Source organism: Pseudomonas sp. PS01300, from assembly GCF_029960155.1.
Taxonomy (GTDB): domain Bacteria; phylum Pseudomonadota; class Gammaproteobacteria; order Pseudomonadales; family Pseudomonadaceae; genus Aquipseudomonas; species Aquipseudomonas palmensis.
Window position 1 is genome coordinate 1 of record NZ_JASCPN010000065.1, and the last position, 14,598, is coordinate 14,598.

General features: G+C 67.9%; 10 protein-coding genes. 9 read left to right on the top strand and 1 reads right to left on the bottom strand.

All coding sequences use genetic code 11. The features are described from left to right. The 9 genes from QMX96_RS22725 to QMX96_RS22765 all read left to right on the top strand — a co-directional run. A partial coding sequence (locus QMX96_RS22725; protein WP_282362487.1) for a hypothetical protein occupies positions 1-207 on the top strand: 207 nt, incomplete at its 5' end. Between the two features lie 32 nt (positions 208-239). Further along, entirely contained in the window at positions 240-2,471 is a 2,232-nt protein-coding gene (locus tag QMX96_RS22730; protein WP_282362488.1) for a TonB-dependent receptor, read from the top strand. A 60-nt stretch (positions 2,472-2,531) separates the two neighbouring features. Further along, positions 2,532-4,991: a TonB-dependent receptor gene (locus tag QMX96_RS22735; RefSeq protein ID WP_282362490.1), complete on the top strand. Its 2,460-nt coding sequence runs from the start codon at positions 2,532-2,534 to the stop codon at positions 4,989-4,991. Positions 4,992-5,120: 129 nt separating this feature from the next. Further along, entirely contained in the window at positions 5,121-6,695 is a 1,575-nt protein-coding gene (locus QMX96_RS22740) for a methyl-accepting chemotaxis protein (RefSeq protein ID WP_043862919.1), read from the top strand. A gap of 113 nt (positions 6,696-6,808) precedes the next feature. Further along, entirely contained in the window at positions 6,809-7,861 is a 1,053-nt protein-coding gene (locus tag QMX96_RS22745) for a tetratricopeptide repeat protein (protein ID WP_054915374.1), read from the top strand. A gap of 117 nt (positions 7,862-7,978) precedes the next feature. Next, a complete protein-coding gene (locus tag QMX96_RS22750; protein ID WP_088515376.1) occupies positions 7,979-9,607 on the top strand; it encodes a response regulator in 1,629 nt (542 codons plus the stop codon). Next, the gene (locus tag QMX96_RS22755) at positions 9,604-10,386 is read left to right on the top strand and encodes an endonuclease/exonuclease/phosphatase family protein (RefSeq protein ID WP_282362493.1); all 783 of its coding nucleotides are present in this window, start codon (positions 9,604-9,606) and stop codon (positions 10,384-10,386) included. The genes QMX96_RS22750 and QMX96_RS22755 overlap by 4 nt, the downstream gene beginning before the upstream one ends. Then, positions 10,383-11,594 carry a cardiolipin synthase ClsB gene (gene clsB / locus QMX96_RS22760; RefSeq protein WP_282362494.1) on the top strand — a complete coding sequence of 404 codons (1,212 nt, stop codon included), beginning with the start codon at positions 10,383-10,385 and terminating at the stop codon, positions 11,592-11,594. The genes QMX96_RS22755 and clsB overlap by 4 nt, the downstream gene beginning before the upstream one ends. Continuing rightward, a complete protein-coding gene (locus QMX96_RS22765; protein ID WP_282362495.1) occupies positions 11,591-12,559 on the top strand; it encodes a lysylphosphatidylglycerol synthase domain-containing protein in 969 nt (322 codons plus the stop codon). Before clsB ends, QMX96_RS22765 begins: the two co-directional genes overlap by 4 nt. On the opposite strand, the gene QMX96_RS22770 is transcribed toward QMX96_RS22765, so the two are convergent. Then, entirely contained in the window at positions 12,511-14,592 is a 2,082-nt protein-coding gene (locus QMX96_RS22770) for an ATP-binding protein (protein WP_282362497.1), read from the bottom strand. The genes QMX96_RS22765 and QMX96_RS22770 overlap by 49 nt on opposite strands. Between the last annotated feature and the right edge of the window lie 6 nt (positions 14,593-14,598).

Below are 14,598 nucleotides of genomic sequence, written 5' to 3' on the forward strand. Positions count from 1 at the left end.
GGTCAAGCCCGCTCCCACAGGATTCGCACGGTCCGTATGGGAGCGGGCTTGACCCGCGATGCAAGGCGCAGCCTTGCCAACCGGTTTGCTGCTGCAGCAGCAGGCATTCCACAGCCCCCTGCTGCACCACTAGCAACCCACCCCGAAACACCCGATAAAAGCCATGTAAATCAACAGCTTGCAAACATGGCACAAACCCTGCTCTAGCCCCGTATCAGCCACACTCGGGGAGCCACACCATGCATCAGCTTCATCCACTGGCCAGGGGCATCGGCCTGGGCCTGCTGCTCGCAGGCACCAGCACCGCCCACGCCGACGACAGCACCACGCCGGCACTCAAGACCGTCACCGTCACCGCACAACACCGCGAAGAAACCCTGCAGGAAGTGCCGGTGGCGGTCAGCGCGGTCCAGGGCACCAGTATCACCGCCGACGGCGTGCGCGCCATGGGCGACATCACCACCTTCATCCCCAACGCCTCGGCCAAGAACCCCGATGGCGATGGCCGCCCGCGCTGGTACATCCGCGGCCTGGGCACCGGCGACACCGGCGCCGCCACGGTCTACCCGGTGGGCATCTATGCCGACGACGTCTACCTCAACGCCCCCGTCGCCGGCGGCGGCCCGCTGTTCGACCTGGAGCGCATCGAGGTGCTGCGCGGCCCTCAGGGCACCCTGTACGGCAAGAACACCACGGCGGGGGCAGTCAACGTGATCTCGAAAAAGCCCACCTTCGACACCGACGGCTTCGGCACCATCGGCTTTGGCAGCAAGAACGAACGCATCCTCAACGGCGCCCTGGGCGGCACCCTGGTGGACGAACGCCTGGCCGGCCGGGTGTCGCTGTATTCCGAGGAGCGCGACGGCTTCACCCACAACCTGACCAACGACCAGACCTATGGCGACGTCAACAAGAAGGCCGTGCGCGTACAGTTTCTGGCCAGGCTCAACCCGGACCTGGAGGCGCTGTGGAAGCTCCACGGGCGCCAGTTCAAGGGCGATGGCAGCAGCGGTTCGCTGCCGCTGGGCACCTATTACAACGTCGGCTACCAGCGCCCCCAGGGGCGGCGCATCGAGCTGAACGTGGACGAGCACTCCAAACTCGACCACGACGGCACCTCGCTGACCCTGAACTGGGACATCGGCGACTACCGGCTGACCTCCATCACCGCCTACGACTCTATCCGCCAGCAGTCGCTGACCGACGCCGACTACACCCCCTACGAGGTCAACGGCGCGAGCGACACCGACAACCGCTACGACCAGTACTCGCAGGAATTTCGCCTGGCCTCCCCGCAGCAGGAAACCCTGCGCTGGATGCTCGGCACCCATTACTTTCACGAAACCCTCGACAGCACCGACCGGCGTTTCGTGACCCCGGGCCCGACGCCCAACGGCACCGGCTCCAACCAGATCGGCGGGGTCGACCTGAGCAGCCTCGACTACACCCACAAGACCGACAGCTACGCGCTGTTCGGCAACCTGGCCTATGACCTGAGCGACAACTTCACCGTGACCGGCGGGCTGCGCTGGACCACCGAGAAAAAGAGCATCGACCTGGACCTGGCCCAGCTCACCCGCACCAGCGCCAACGGCCCGCTGGTGCCGCTGGGCGCTGCGGGCGCCAACGGCAACCGCGACGAGAGCAAGCGCTGGGACGCCTGGACCTACGATGTGACGCCCGAGTACCGCATCAACGACAACCTGCGGGTGTTCTTTCGCTATGCCCACGGCTTTCGCTCCGGCGGCTTCAACACCGGCCTGTCGAGCAACCTGGCGCAGCTGACCACGGTCGACCCGGAACAGCTCGATGCCTACGAGCTGGGCCTGAAATCGGAGTGGTTCGACCACCGCCTGACGGTCAACGCCAACCTGTTCTACTACGACTACCAGGACATCCAGGTCAACCTGCTGACGGTCAACAGCGGCGTGCTCACCACCGCGCTCACCAACGGTGCCAAGGGCAAGGTCAAGGGCGCGGAGCTGGAGATCGAGGGCCAGCCCACCGACTACCTGCACCTGCGCGCGGCGGTGTCGTTCCTGGACACCGAGTACACCGACTTCAAGAACGTCAACCCCACCACCGGCGAGGTGACCGCCGACTACAGCGGCAACAGCTTCGTGCGTTCGCCGCGCAACGTGGTGTCGCTGGGCGCCGACTACACCATCCCGCTGGCGATCGGCGGCAAGCTGGTGGCCGGCGCCGACGTGAGTTTTCGCGACAAGGAGTACTTTCTGGCCAACCGCCAGAGCAGCGCCGAGCCGACCCTCAGCCAGCCCCACTACACCCTGGCCAACAGCCGCCTGACCTGGTTCAGCGCGGATGAAAAGCTCAGCGTGACCGGCTTCGTCAACAACCTCACCGACCGCCGCTACCAGGTGCACGGCCGGCCCAACGGCCCCCAGGGCCAGTACGTGCTGACCTACGGCGACCCGCGCACGGTCGGCCTCAGCGTCACCAGCCGATTCTGATCGACCGCACCGGCGGCAGGCTGCCGGCGCACTTCAACTGCCTTGCAAGGAGTACACCCCATGTTGCGTCCCACCCCCTTGGCCGGCGCCATCGCGCTGGTCATCGGCAGCGTTGCCGTGCCCGAATGCTCTGCCCAGGCCGCACCCGGCGCGGATGACAAGCTCGATACCGTGGTCGTGGTCGGCACCCGCCGCAGCGACGTCACCGCGCTGCAAAGCGCAGCCCCGGTGGATGTGCTGAGCGCCGAAAAGCTGCAGGACACCGGCGCCAGCGACCTGTCCGGTGCGCTGACCGCCCTGTCGCCCTCGTTCAGCTTCCCGCAGTCGCCCCAGGGCGCGTTCGCCGGCTCCATCGCCCAGGGCGCCTCGCTGCGCGGCCTGGCGTCGGACCAGGTGCTGGTGCTGGTCAACGGCAAGCGCCGCCATACCAGCGCCAACGTGACCCGCCAGGGCCTGGCCAACGGGCGTGGCGCAGCGGCCGTGGACCTGAGCCTGATCCCGCTCAGCGCGGTGTCGCGGGTGGAGATCCTGCGCGACGGCGCCGCCGCCCAGTACGGCTCGGACGCCATCGCCGGGGTGATCAACATCGTGCTCAAGGAGAACGATGAAGGCGGCAACGTGGGCTATCGCTTCGGCGGCTACGACAAGGGCGACGGCCTGCAGCGCAAGCTCAGCGGCTGGAAGGGCCTGGCCCTGCCCAACGATGGCTTCCTGACCCTGAGCTTCGATGCCGGCAGCCAGGACCCGGCCAGCGACACCAACCCCGACAACCGGATCTTCTACCCCGGCAGCACCAGCACCGATACCCCGCGCGAGCAGAACAACCGCTACCGCACCTGGCGCTGGGGCTCGGGCAATGTCTCGGACCAGTACAACCTGGTGGCCAACAGCGAAATCGGCCTGGGCGAAGGGCTGACCGCCTATGGCTTTGCCACCTATGCGCACAAGAACACCGACGCCGACGGCTTCTTCGACCCGCCCACCACCCTGGCCCGCAACTACGGCAGCGATGCGCTGCGCCGCTACCCGGACGGGCGCCTGCCGGTCACCCGCTACAACCTGCAAGACTATGCCGTGACCGGCGGCCTGCGCTGGGAGGACGAAACCCTGGGCACGTTCGACCTGGCTGCCAACTACGGCAACGACACGTTGAAGTCCACCGACCGCAACGCCATCAACCCCAGCTGGGGCACGGCCAGCCCGTCGAGCATCTACACCGGCGAGCGCGAGAACCAACAGACCAACCTGACCCTGGACTGGGTGCGCGACTTCCCCACCGACCTGCTGGCCAGGCCGCTGACCCTGTCGGCGGGCCTGGCCTGGCGCAAGGAGAACTACCACCTGGGCGCCGGCGAGGCGGCCGGCTGGCAGAACGGGCCGCTGTTCGGCAGCCTGGACCCGGTCAGCGGGCGGCCGATCCCCGGTTACTACTCGGGCATCACCAACGTCGATGCCGCGTCGCTGGAGCGCAAGGTGTTCGGCGCCTATGTCGACCTCGAAGGGCAGCTCACCGACAAGTTCCAGGCCGGCGTGGCGCTGCGCTCGGAGCATTACTCGGACTTTGGCGACACCACCAACGGCAAGCTGTCGCTGCGCTACGACTTCACCCCGCAGATCGCCGCACGCGGCAGCCTCAGCACCGGCTACCGCGCCCCTTCACTGGTGCAGAGCGGGCTGTCCTCGTTCAGCGTGCAGGTGGTGGAGCAGCCACCTGGCAGCGGCAACTGGGTCGAGGTGCAGCAGCGCACCCTGCGTGCCGACAGCCCCGAGGCCGCGCTGCTGGGCGGGCGCGCGCTCAAGCCCGAAGAGTCGACCAACTACTCCCTGGGCCTGGTGTGGCGCCCGCTGGCCAACGCCTCGGTGACCGTGGACGCCTACCGCATCGACATCGACAACCGCATCACCCTGTCCGACCAGTTGCCGGCCAACGTGGTGGGGCCGATCTTCGCCGGTACGCCGTATGCCAACATCCAGAGTGCGGCGTTCTATACCAACATTGCCGACACCCGCACCGACGGCATCGAGCTGGCCGGCCAGTACCAGTGGGACCTGGCGCAGTACGGCCGGCTGGACCTGAACGCCGGCTTCGCCAAGACCCGCACGCGCATCACCGAACTGCGCGATGCCGGCGGCATTGCCGGCAACCAGATCGTCGGGCGCGCCACCCAGGGCCTGATCGAGCACGGCACCCCCGACACCAAGCTGACCCTCAGCGCCAACTGGCTGTACCAGAACTGGGGCGTGACCCTGACCCAGCGCCGCTACGGTGAATGGCAGAGCCTCAATGCCAGCAACCCCGACCTGGACCAGACCTTCAGCGCGCAGTGGATCACCGACCTGGACCTGAGCTATCGCTTCGACCAGGGGCTGAAGGTCTCGGTGGGTGCGATCAACCTGTTCGACAGCCACCCCGACAAACTCGAAGGCCAGACCCTGTACGGGGTGCAGAAGTACTCGATCACCTCGCCCGAGGGCGCCCAGGGCGCGTTCTACTACACCAGCCTGAGTTACGACTTCTGAGTTTTGTCCGACAATAAAATTGAGCTGGATCAACGTTTGGCGTGATGTATGGCACTTAGCCTTCATCCACTGCGACAGCGCTTCTATAGTGTGGCGGGAACCACGTTCCCCCCACTCTAAGGAGCGTTCATGCTGCGCGTACTTTCACTGGAAAACCTCACCGTCACCCGCAAACTGGCACTGGGCTTCGGGCTGATGCTGGCCCTGGCGGTGTGGTTGGCCGCCACCGGCCTCAAGGGGTTGCACAACGACAAGACTTCGTTCGAGCGGATCAACCGACTGAGCACCCTGTTCGACGAAACGGTGTTTGCCCGCGAGGCCAACTACCAGTACGCGCTGGCGCCCCAGGCCGCCCACCTGGACACCCACCAGACCCACCAGCAGGCCTTGCACAGCGCACTGAACGCGGTGCTCGAGGACGTGCAGCGCGGCGCCTGGCCCGCCGAAGACCTGCAGACCGTGCAGCAACTGGCCGACGGCCTGCAGGGCTACATCACCACCCACCAGGCCGCCCTGGCCCTGGACCCGCCCGACAGCGCCCGGGTGGTGCAGGCCAACGCCCTGCTGGCCGACCTGCAGGGCAGCATCAACGTGCTGTACAAGAAGGAAGAGGAGCGCGCTGCCGCCAGCGTGGCCACGGTGGTCTCGATTCTACTGGGCGTGACCGTCGCGACCCTGGTGCTGGGCACCCTGATCGCCTGGCTGATCGGCCGGCAGATCGTGCGCCCGCTGCGCCAGAGCCTGGAGGCGGCCGAGCGCATCGCCCACGGCGACCTCACCGTGCAGCTGGACAGCCATCGGCGAGACGAACTGGGCCAGCTGCTGCGCGCCATCGGCGACATGAGCCAGCGTCTGCGCGAGGTGATCACGCGCATTGGTCACGGCTCCTCGCAACTGGCGGTATCGGCCAGCCAGCTGGCCACCATCACCACCCAGACCCAGGCCGGCACCGACAGCCAGCGCAGCGACACCGACCGGGTCGCCACCGCCATGAACCAGATGACCTCGATGGTGCAGGCCGTGGCGCGCAACTCCGAAGACGCGGCCCAGGCGGCCCGCCAGGCCGACGAGGAAGCCAGCGGCGCCTCGGGCATCTCGCGCAATGCCATCGTGCAGATCGAGGCGCTGGCCGGCGAGGTCGGGGTGTCGGCCGAGTCGATGAGCCGCCTGCACCAGGAAATCGACCGTATCGCCAGCGTGCTCGGGGTGATCAAGGCCGTGGCCGGGCAGACCAACCTGCTGGCGCTCAATGCCGCCATCGAGGCGGCACGTGCCGGCGAGGCCGGGCGCGGCTTCGCAGTGGTGGCCGACGAGGTGCGCAGCCTGGCCCAGCGTACCCAGCAGTCTTCCGAGGAGATCGAGCACCTGATCGGCGAGTTGCAGCGCATTGCCAACGAGAGTACGCAGATCATGCAGTCCAGCGTGGAGCAGACCCAGTCGACCGTGACCGGGGTGCGCAACACCGGCGATGCGCTGGCGGCGATCACCCGGCAGGTCTCGGACATCCAGCAGATGAGCCTGCGCATCGCCAGCGCCGCCGAAGAACAGACCACGGTGGTCGAGGAAATCACCCGCAACGTGCTGCATGTGCGCGAAACCGCCGACCAGTCGGCACTGGCCAGCAGCGAGATCGCCAGCTCCAGCGTCGAACTGGCGCGCCTGGGCAGCGACCTGCAGAGCCTGGTGGTGCATTTTCGCACCTGACGGCTCGCGGCACGGGCTGCGGCGCAGGGCGCGGGCAGGTGAAGGGGGAAAACGGATTGACTCCGTTTCCTGGCTGACCCAAGCTTGCCCCACCCCGCCTGCCCGGATGCCGCATGTCAAAACCGCGCCTCTATACACTGCTCAGCCTGCTCGTGCTGCTCGTCATCGGGCTGGGCTACGGCTGGCTGGGTGACGCCCCGGCCCCCGCGCCGGCCCCCAGCCATGGCTACACCAAGGCGCTGACCATGGCCCATGAAGGGCAGCCGGGGGCGGCGCGGGTGCTGTACCAGCAACTGGCGCGCGCCGACCTGTCGGGCATTCGCCGCGCCAGCCTGCATGCCGAGCTGCCCAACTACCCTTCGCCGCTGGCGCTGAAGCTGGCCGACCAGGACCTGAGCCACGACGACCCGCTGGTGCGCCGCGCGGCGATCGCCAGCATCAGCGCGCTGGTGCCGGCGCCGCAGCGCAGCGTGCTGCTGGGGCCGATGCTCGAAGACCCCGAGCAGAGCGTGCGCTTTGCCGCGGTCGATGCGCTGCTGGGGCTGGGCCCGGACGATGTCGGCCTGTACTACGGCCCGCTGCAGCAGGCACTGGAGCAGTACCAGCAGGCCTTGCTCAAGCAGCTCGACGATGCCGCCGCCCAGGTGCACCTGGCCCGGCTGTACGTGCACGAGGGCCATGACGACGAGGCGGCGCAGGCACTGGAGCGAGCGCTGGCGCTGGCCCCCGACGACCTCGAGGCACTGGCGGCCAAGGTGCGCCTGCTCGACAGCCAGGGCCACGCCGATGCCTCCCGCGAGCTGCTGGCCCAGGCGCTCAAGCGCCACCCCGACTCGGCCTTCCTGCAACACGAGCTGGGCCTGTGGCTGATGCGCCACGACCAGCACGAATACGCGCTGCTGGCGTTCGACCGGGCCCTGGCGCTGGACCCGGACAACGCCGAGTATCGCTATACCCTGGCGTTGACCCTGCACAGCCTGGAGCAGGTCGAGGTGGCGCAGAAGCAGCTCGAAACCCTGCTCGCCCGCCAGCCGGCCAACCGCAAGGCGCGGGTGCTGCTGATCGGCTACTGGAAAGAGACCGGCCAGCTGCAGAACGTGCAGGTGCTGCTGGCCCAGCTGGAGCAGCAGAACCCGGACGATCCGCTGGTGCAGCAAGGCCTCTGAGGCCCCTTGTCCGGGCTCCCGCAAGCGTTTTGAACCCCGCCGAAAGTGGCGTGTCCAGTGATAGTGCATGGATAAAAAGGCAATCGCCTGGCTGTGCGTTATCAAAGGAGATCGCCCGTGAACAATTCGGTGCCAAACGGCGAACGCGCACTGATACTTGCCCCGCCCACCCTCAGCCGCCTGGCGCTGAACCTGTTCGACGAAGCCGGCATACAGGCGCTGGCCACCCGCGACCTGGACGAGATGGCCGATGCCCTGGGCCAGGGCGCGGGGCTGGCCATCATCGCCGACGAGTCCCTGGGCGGCTTCGTGCAGTCGCCCGTGCACAACTACCTGCGTACCCAGCCCGCCTGGTCGGACCTGCCGGTGGTGCTGCTGACTAGCCCGGCCCGGGCGCCGGACGCCGACCTGCACACGGCGCTGGGCAACCTGTTCCTGCTGGCATGCCCGTTCCAGCCCAGCGGCCTGCTGGCCCTGACCCACGCTTCGCTGCGCGCACGCCGTCGCCAGTACCAGGCCCAGTACAGCGCGGCCCGCCTGCAGGACCTGGAGCAACGGGTGGAAGAGCAACTGCGCCACCTGCGCGAAGACGAACAACAGCTGCGCCACACGCAGAAGATGGAAGCCATCGGCCAGTTGGCCGGCGGTGTAGCCCACGACTTCAACAACCTGCTTACCGGCATCGGCGGCAGCGTGGAGCTGATCCGCCGGCGCCTTGCCCAGGGCCGCCAGGAAGACCTGCCCAAGCTTATCGACATGAGCCTGGGGGCGGTGCAGCGCGCCGCCAGCATGACCCATCGGCTGCTGGCATTCTCCAGCCGTCAGCCGCTGGATGCGGGCCCGGTCAGCCTGGCCAGCCTGCTGGACGGCGACCAGCTGCGCGCCCTGCTGACCCCGCAGATCGACCTGCAGGTCAGCCTCGACGCCGACCTGTGGCACATCGAGGTGGACGCGCAGCAGTTGCGCGAAGCCATCGACAACCTGCTGAGCAACGCCCGTGATGCCATGCCCAACGGCGGTGAGCTGCGCATCCACGCCGGCAACCGTCGCCAGGGCAAGCCGTTGCCTGGCGGGCATCCGCTGGCCAGCGGCGACTATGTACTGCTGAGCGTGCACGACAACGGCTGCGGCATGCCGCAAAGCAGCGTGGACCGCGCCTTCGACCCCTTCTTCACCACCAAGCCCATCGGCCAGGGCACCGGGCTGGGCCTGTCGATGGTGTATGGTTTCAGTCGCCAGTCACAGGGGCACGTGGCGCTGTACAGCAGCATCGGCCATGGCACCCAGGTCGAGCTCTACCTGCCGCGGCATGTGGGGGATGTACAGGGCGCGCCAGCGCCCGCCCCCGGCCCGCCGCCGGAGGCCAATGGCAGCAACCGCGTGCTGATCGTGGAGGACGACCACACGGTGCGCCAGCTGGTCCACGAGACCCTCGCCGAGCAGGGCTACCAGTGCTGCGAGGTGGCCGACGCCAGCCTGGCACTGTCGGTTCTGCGCTCCGACCGCCCGATCGACCTGCTGATCAGCGATGTGGGGCTGCCGGGGATGAACGGGCGCCAGCTGGCGGAGATCGCGCGCAAGCTGCGCCCGGGGCTGAAGGTGCTGTTCATCACCGGCTACGCCGAAAACGCCACCTCGTGCCGGGGCTTTCTCGACCCGGGCATGCAGATGATCAACAAGCCATTCAAGTTCACCCAGCTGACGCGCAAGGTGGCGCAGATGCTCGGCCCGGGCAACGCCCCATGAGCCTGCCCCAGCCCCCGCCGGTGGCCGGCCGGCAGGTCACCGAGCACGCCGTGCGGGTGCTTACGGTGAATGTGCACAAGGGCTTCAGCGCGTTCAACCGGCGTTATGTGCTGCCCGAGCTACGCGAGGCCGTGCGCAGCCAGGACGCCGACCTGGTGTTTCTGCAGGAGGTGCTGGGCAGCCACCGTGGCCATGCCAGCCGCCACCCGGACTGGTCCCACGTGCCGCAGTACGAGTTCCTGGCCGACAGCCTGTGGCCGCAGTACGCCTACGGGCGCAATGCGGTGTACCCGGACGGCGAGCACGGCAATGCGCTGCTGTCCAAGTTCGCCATCCGGCATTACGAAAACCTCGATGTGAGCGTGACCGGCAGCGAGCGCCGCGGCCTGCTCCACGCCGTGCTCGATGTACCCGGCCAGCGCCCGCTGCATACCGTGTGCGCGCACCTGGGGCTGGACGAGGGCCAGCGCGTCAAGCAGTTGCGCCTGCTGTGCCGGCTGCTGGAAAGCCTGCCCGACGAGGCGCCGGTGATCGTGGCGGGCGACTTCAATGACTGGCGCCAGCGCGCCGACCAGCACCTGGCCGGCTGCGGCCTGGTGGAGGTGTTCACCCAGGCCCACGGGCGCCCCGCACGCAGCTTTCCGGCGCGCTGGCCACTGCTGTGCCTGGACCGTATCTATGTGCGCAACGCCCAGGCCCGGCAACCCCGGGTGATGGGGCGCAAACCCTGGTCGCACCTGTCAGACCACTTGCCGCTGTTCGTGGAGGTACTGCTATGAAGGCCGACTGGCGCGAGGATAACGAGGTGCAATTGCTGATCAATGGCGAGGCGTACTTCCCGGCCGCCTTCGAGGCGATTGCCAATGCCAGGGAGCAGGTGCTGCTGGAGACCTTCATCATTTTCGAAGACAAGGTCGGCAAGCAGCTGCAACAGGTATTGATCGAGGCAGCGCAACGCGGCGTGCAGGTGGAGGTGCTGGTGGACGGTTATGGCACCGCCGACCTGAGCAACGCCTTTCTGCTGGCGCTGAGCCAGGCCGGTGTGCACCTGCAGGCGTTCGACCCGAGCCCGCGGCGGCTGGGGCTGCGCACCAACCTGTTCCGCCGCCTGCACCGCAAGATCCTGGTGATCGACGGGCACACTGCCTTTGTCGGCGGAATCAACTACAGCGCCGACCACCTGGCCGACTTCGGGCCGATGGCCAAGCAGGACTACGCCGTGCGGGTACGGGGGCCGATCGTGGCCGACCTGCAGCAGGCCACCCTGACCCTGCTCGACGCCCAGCGCGCCCGCCCTGTGCGGCCCCGGGGCTGGTGGCGCCGGGCACCGCCGATCAGTGCCGACAGCGTGCAGGCGCGCATGTGCCTGTGCATCCGCGACAACGCCGAGCACCCCACCGACATCGAGCAGCACTACATGCGCGCCATCGTCACCGCGCGCGAACGGATCATCATCGCCAATGCGTACTTCTTCCCCGGCTACCGGATGTTGCGGGCCCTGCGCAATGCGGCCCGGCGTGGCGTGGACGTCACCCTGATCCTGCAGGGCATGCCCGACATGCCGCTGGTGCGGCTGTGCTCGCGCATGCTCTACAACTACCTGCTGCGCGACGGCGTGCGCATTCACGAGTACTGCGAGCGCCCGCTGCACGGCAAGGTCGCGGTGGTGGACCGCGAGTGGTCCACGGTTGGGTCGAGCAACCTCGACCCGCTGAGCCTGTCGCTGAACCTCGAGGCCAACCTGGTGATCCGCGACCAGGCCTTCAACCAGCTGCTGGGCGAGCACCTGCAGGCGCTGGCCAACAGCCAATGCAAGCCGGTGACCCTGCAACGGGTGCTGCGCGGCTACTGGTGGCGCGCGCCGCTGATCTTCATGGCGTTCCACTTCACCCGCCTGTTCCCGGCCATCGTCGGCTGGCTGCCTGCGCACCAGCCCCGGCTCAAGCCGCTGCAGCCGCCAGCGGCGCTCCAGGAGCCGCTGTCATGAAGCTTTCCGGCACACACTGGCAATGGGCGCGCCGGGCCCTGACCCTGGCGTTCTTCATCCTGATACCGACATTGCTGTTCATGTTGCTGCGCAACCAGGACTGGGGCGAGGTGCGTCACGCCCTGGTGTCCTACCCGCCCGGGGTGTTGCTGCTGGGCGGGGCGATTGCGGCGTGCAGCTTCGTGCTGTTCAGCTGCTATGACCTGCTGGGGCGGCGCTACACCGGCCACCAGCTGCCGGCGCGCCAGGTCGTGCCGCTGGCCTTCGTGTGCTACGCGTTCAACCTGAACCTGAGTGCCTGGGTGGGCGGGGTTGCCCTGCGCTATCGCCTGTATTCGCGCCTGGGGCTGGATGTACCGACCATCAGCCGCCTGCTCGGGCTGGGCCTGGTGACCAACTGGCTGGGCTACCTGCTGGTGGCCGGCAGCCTGTTCGCCTGTGGCCTGCCGCGCCTGCCGGCGGGGATGGAGATCGGCACCGGCGGGCTGCGCGTGATCGGTGTGCTGATGCTGCTGGCCGCTGCGGCCTACCTGGGCGCCTGCGCGTTCGCCAGGCGCCGCAGCTGGCAGGTGCGCGGGCAGGTGCTCACGCTGCCGGGTATCCGCCTGGCACTGCTGCAGGCCGTCATGGGGGCATGCAACTGGCTGCTGATGGGGCTGGTGATCTACACCCTGCTGCCGGACAAGGCGGGCTACCCGAGCATCGTCGGGGTGCTGATGATCAGCAGCATTGCCGGGGTGATCACGCATATTCCGGCAGGCCTGGGGGTGCTGGAGACGGTGTTCATCACCCTGCTGCAGGGCCAGTACGCCAAGGGCACCCTGCTGGCGGCGCTGATTGCCTACCGCGTACTGTACTTTCTGCTGCCGCTGCTGGTGGCCTGCGTCGTCTACCTGCTGCTGGAGCGCGTGGCCAGTCAGGGCGCCGGCGTGCCGGACCCCGGCCCGCGCGACTCGGCGCGCTGAAGCATGGCCTTGACCTTGCGCTGCAGGCGGTCCAGCGGGAACGGCTTGGTCAGCAGTTCCACCCCCGCCTCGAGGGTGTCGCGCTGGGCGATGGCTTCATCGGTGTAGCCGGTGATGAACAGTATGTTCTGCTGCGGGTTGTGCCGGCGCACCTCGCTGGCCACCTGGCGCCCACTGAAACCGCCGGGCAGTCCGATGTCGGTGATCAGCAGGTCGACCGGCGGGCCGGCCAGGCACGCCGCCAGGCCTGAACGGCCATCCACGGCCTCGATCACGTCGTAGCCTTCCTGTTGCAGCACCTCCTTGATCAGCATGCGCAGGGTCGGTTCGTCATCGATCAGCAGGATCCGCCCCTTGCCCCGCACGCTGGCCTTGGCCGGCACCGGTACGCTGGCCGCAGACTGGCTGTCGGCGCCACAGTAGCGTGGCAGCACCAGCCTGATGCGGGTGCCGCCGGTATCGGACGCCTCGATCCACACCCGCCCGCCCGACTGACGCACGAAACCGTACACCATCGACAGGCCCAGGCCGGTGCCCTGGCCCACGGGCTTGGTGGTGAAGAAGGGTTCGAAGGCGCGCTCCATCACCTGGGGGCTCATGCCCTGGCCGTCGTCCTCTACCGTCAGCGAGCAGTAGTCGCCAGGGGGCAGGCCGTCCCTGCCTGCGACCCGGGCATCGTAGCGTTCGTTGCCGGTACTGATGGTCAGGCGCCCGCCGGCGCGCATCGCATCGCGTGCGTTGATGCACAGGTTGAGCAAGGCGTTTTCCAGCTGGTTGGCGTCCACCAGGGTGCGCCACAGCTGCGGCTCGACCTTCAGCTGCAGGGCGATGTCCGGGCCCAGGGTCTGGCGGATCAGGGCGTCCATGCCGTGCACCAGGGCATTGAGGTCTGCCGGGCGCGGGTCGAGGGGCTGGCGCCGGGCGAATGCCAGCAGGCGGTGGGTGAGCACCGCCGCGCGCTGGGACGCCTCCTTGGCGGCGGCGATGTAGCGATCCAGGCCGTCCAGCTGGCCACTGCCGATACGCCGCTCGATCATTTCCAGGCTGCCGCTGATGCCGGTCAGCAGGTTGTTGAAGTCGTGCGCCATGCCGGCGGTCAACTGGCCCACGGCGTCCATCTTCTGGCTCTGGCGCAGCAGCTCCTCGGCTTGCACCAGGGCCGCGGCGCGCTCCTGGTCCAGGGTGATGTCGTGGCCGATGGCGGTATAGATGCCGGTGCTGGGCACGATCGACCAGTTGAACCAGCGGTAATGGCCGTCACGGTGACGGTAGCGGCACTTGAAGCCCTGCACGGTCTGCCCGGCCCGCAGTTGCTGGTGCACCGCTTCGATGCCCGGCCGGTCGTCGACATGGCACAGCTCCAGCACCGGCCTGCCGATGAACGAATCGTCCCAGCCCAGCAGCTCGCGACCGCAGGCATTGATGGCGTAGATCTGCAGGTCTTCGCGCACCAGCATCATGATGTCGCTGGACAGCTCCCAGATGCGCTCGTGGTCTGCGGTCTGCTCCATGATCTTCTGTTCGAAGGCATCGGCGCGTTCGCGCCACACCTGCTCGTTTCTGACCGTCTCGGTGGTTTCGAACACGGTGTTCAGAAAGCCCGCCACCTGGCCGGACTCGTCGCGCACCGGGCTGTAGCAGAAGGTGAAGTACGCCCGCTCCACATCCCCGTTGCGGTCGGTATCGAGCGCGAAGTTTTCCATGAACACCGCTTCGCCTGCGTAGGCCCGCTGCGCCAGGGCGCTGATATCGTCCCACACGTCGCTCCAGATCACGCTCAGCGGCTTGCCCAGCGGCGCCGGCTTGGCGCCGAGCAAGGGTACGAACGCGTCGTTGTGGATGCTGATCAGCTCGGGGCCCCACACCAGGCAACCCGGAAACTTGGAAGCCAGCAGCATGTCCACGGCGATGCGCAGCGAAGCCTGCCATTGCGGCGCCGGCCCCAGGGCGGTGCGACTCCAGTCAAACTGGCGTACCGCATCGCTCATGCCGCCCGACAGGTTCGGGGCCGCTTCAGAGTGGGGGGTGTGCATGATCGG

Coding starts and splice junctions, on each gene's coding strand:
- QMX96_RS22730 (WP_282362488.1), top strand. CDS start 240: ATGCATCAGCTTCATCCACTGGCCAGGGGCATCGGCCTGGGCCTGCTG.
- QMX96_RS22735 (WP_282362490.1), top strand. CDS start 2,532: ATGTTGCGTCCCACCCCCTTGGCCGGCGCCATCGCGCTGGTCATCGGC.
- QMX96_RS22740 (WP_043862919.1), top strand. CDS start 5,121: ATGCTGCGCGTACTTTCACTGGAAAACCTCACCGTCACCCGCAAACTG.
- QMX96_RS22745 (WP_054915374.1), top strand. CDS start 6,809: ATGTCAAAACCGCGCCTCTATACACTGCTCAGCCTGCTCGTGCTGCTC.
- QMX96_RS22755 (WP_282362493.1), top strand. CDS start 9,604: ATGAGCCTGCCCCAGCCCCCGCCGGTGGCCGGCCGGCAGGTCACCGAG.
- clsB (WP_282362494.1), top strand. CDS start 10,383: ATGAAGGCCGACTGGCGCGAGGATAACGAGGTGCAATTGCTGATCAAT.
- QMX96_RS22765 (WP_282362495.1), top strand. CDS start 11,591: ATGAAGCTTTCCGGCACACACTGGCAATGGGCGCGCCGGGCCCTGACC.
- QMX96_RS22770 (WP_282362497.1), bottom strand. CDS start 14,592: ATGCACACCCCCCACTCTGAAGCGGCCCCGAACCTGTCGGGCGGCATG.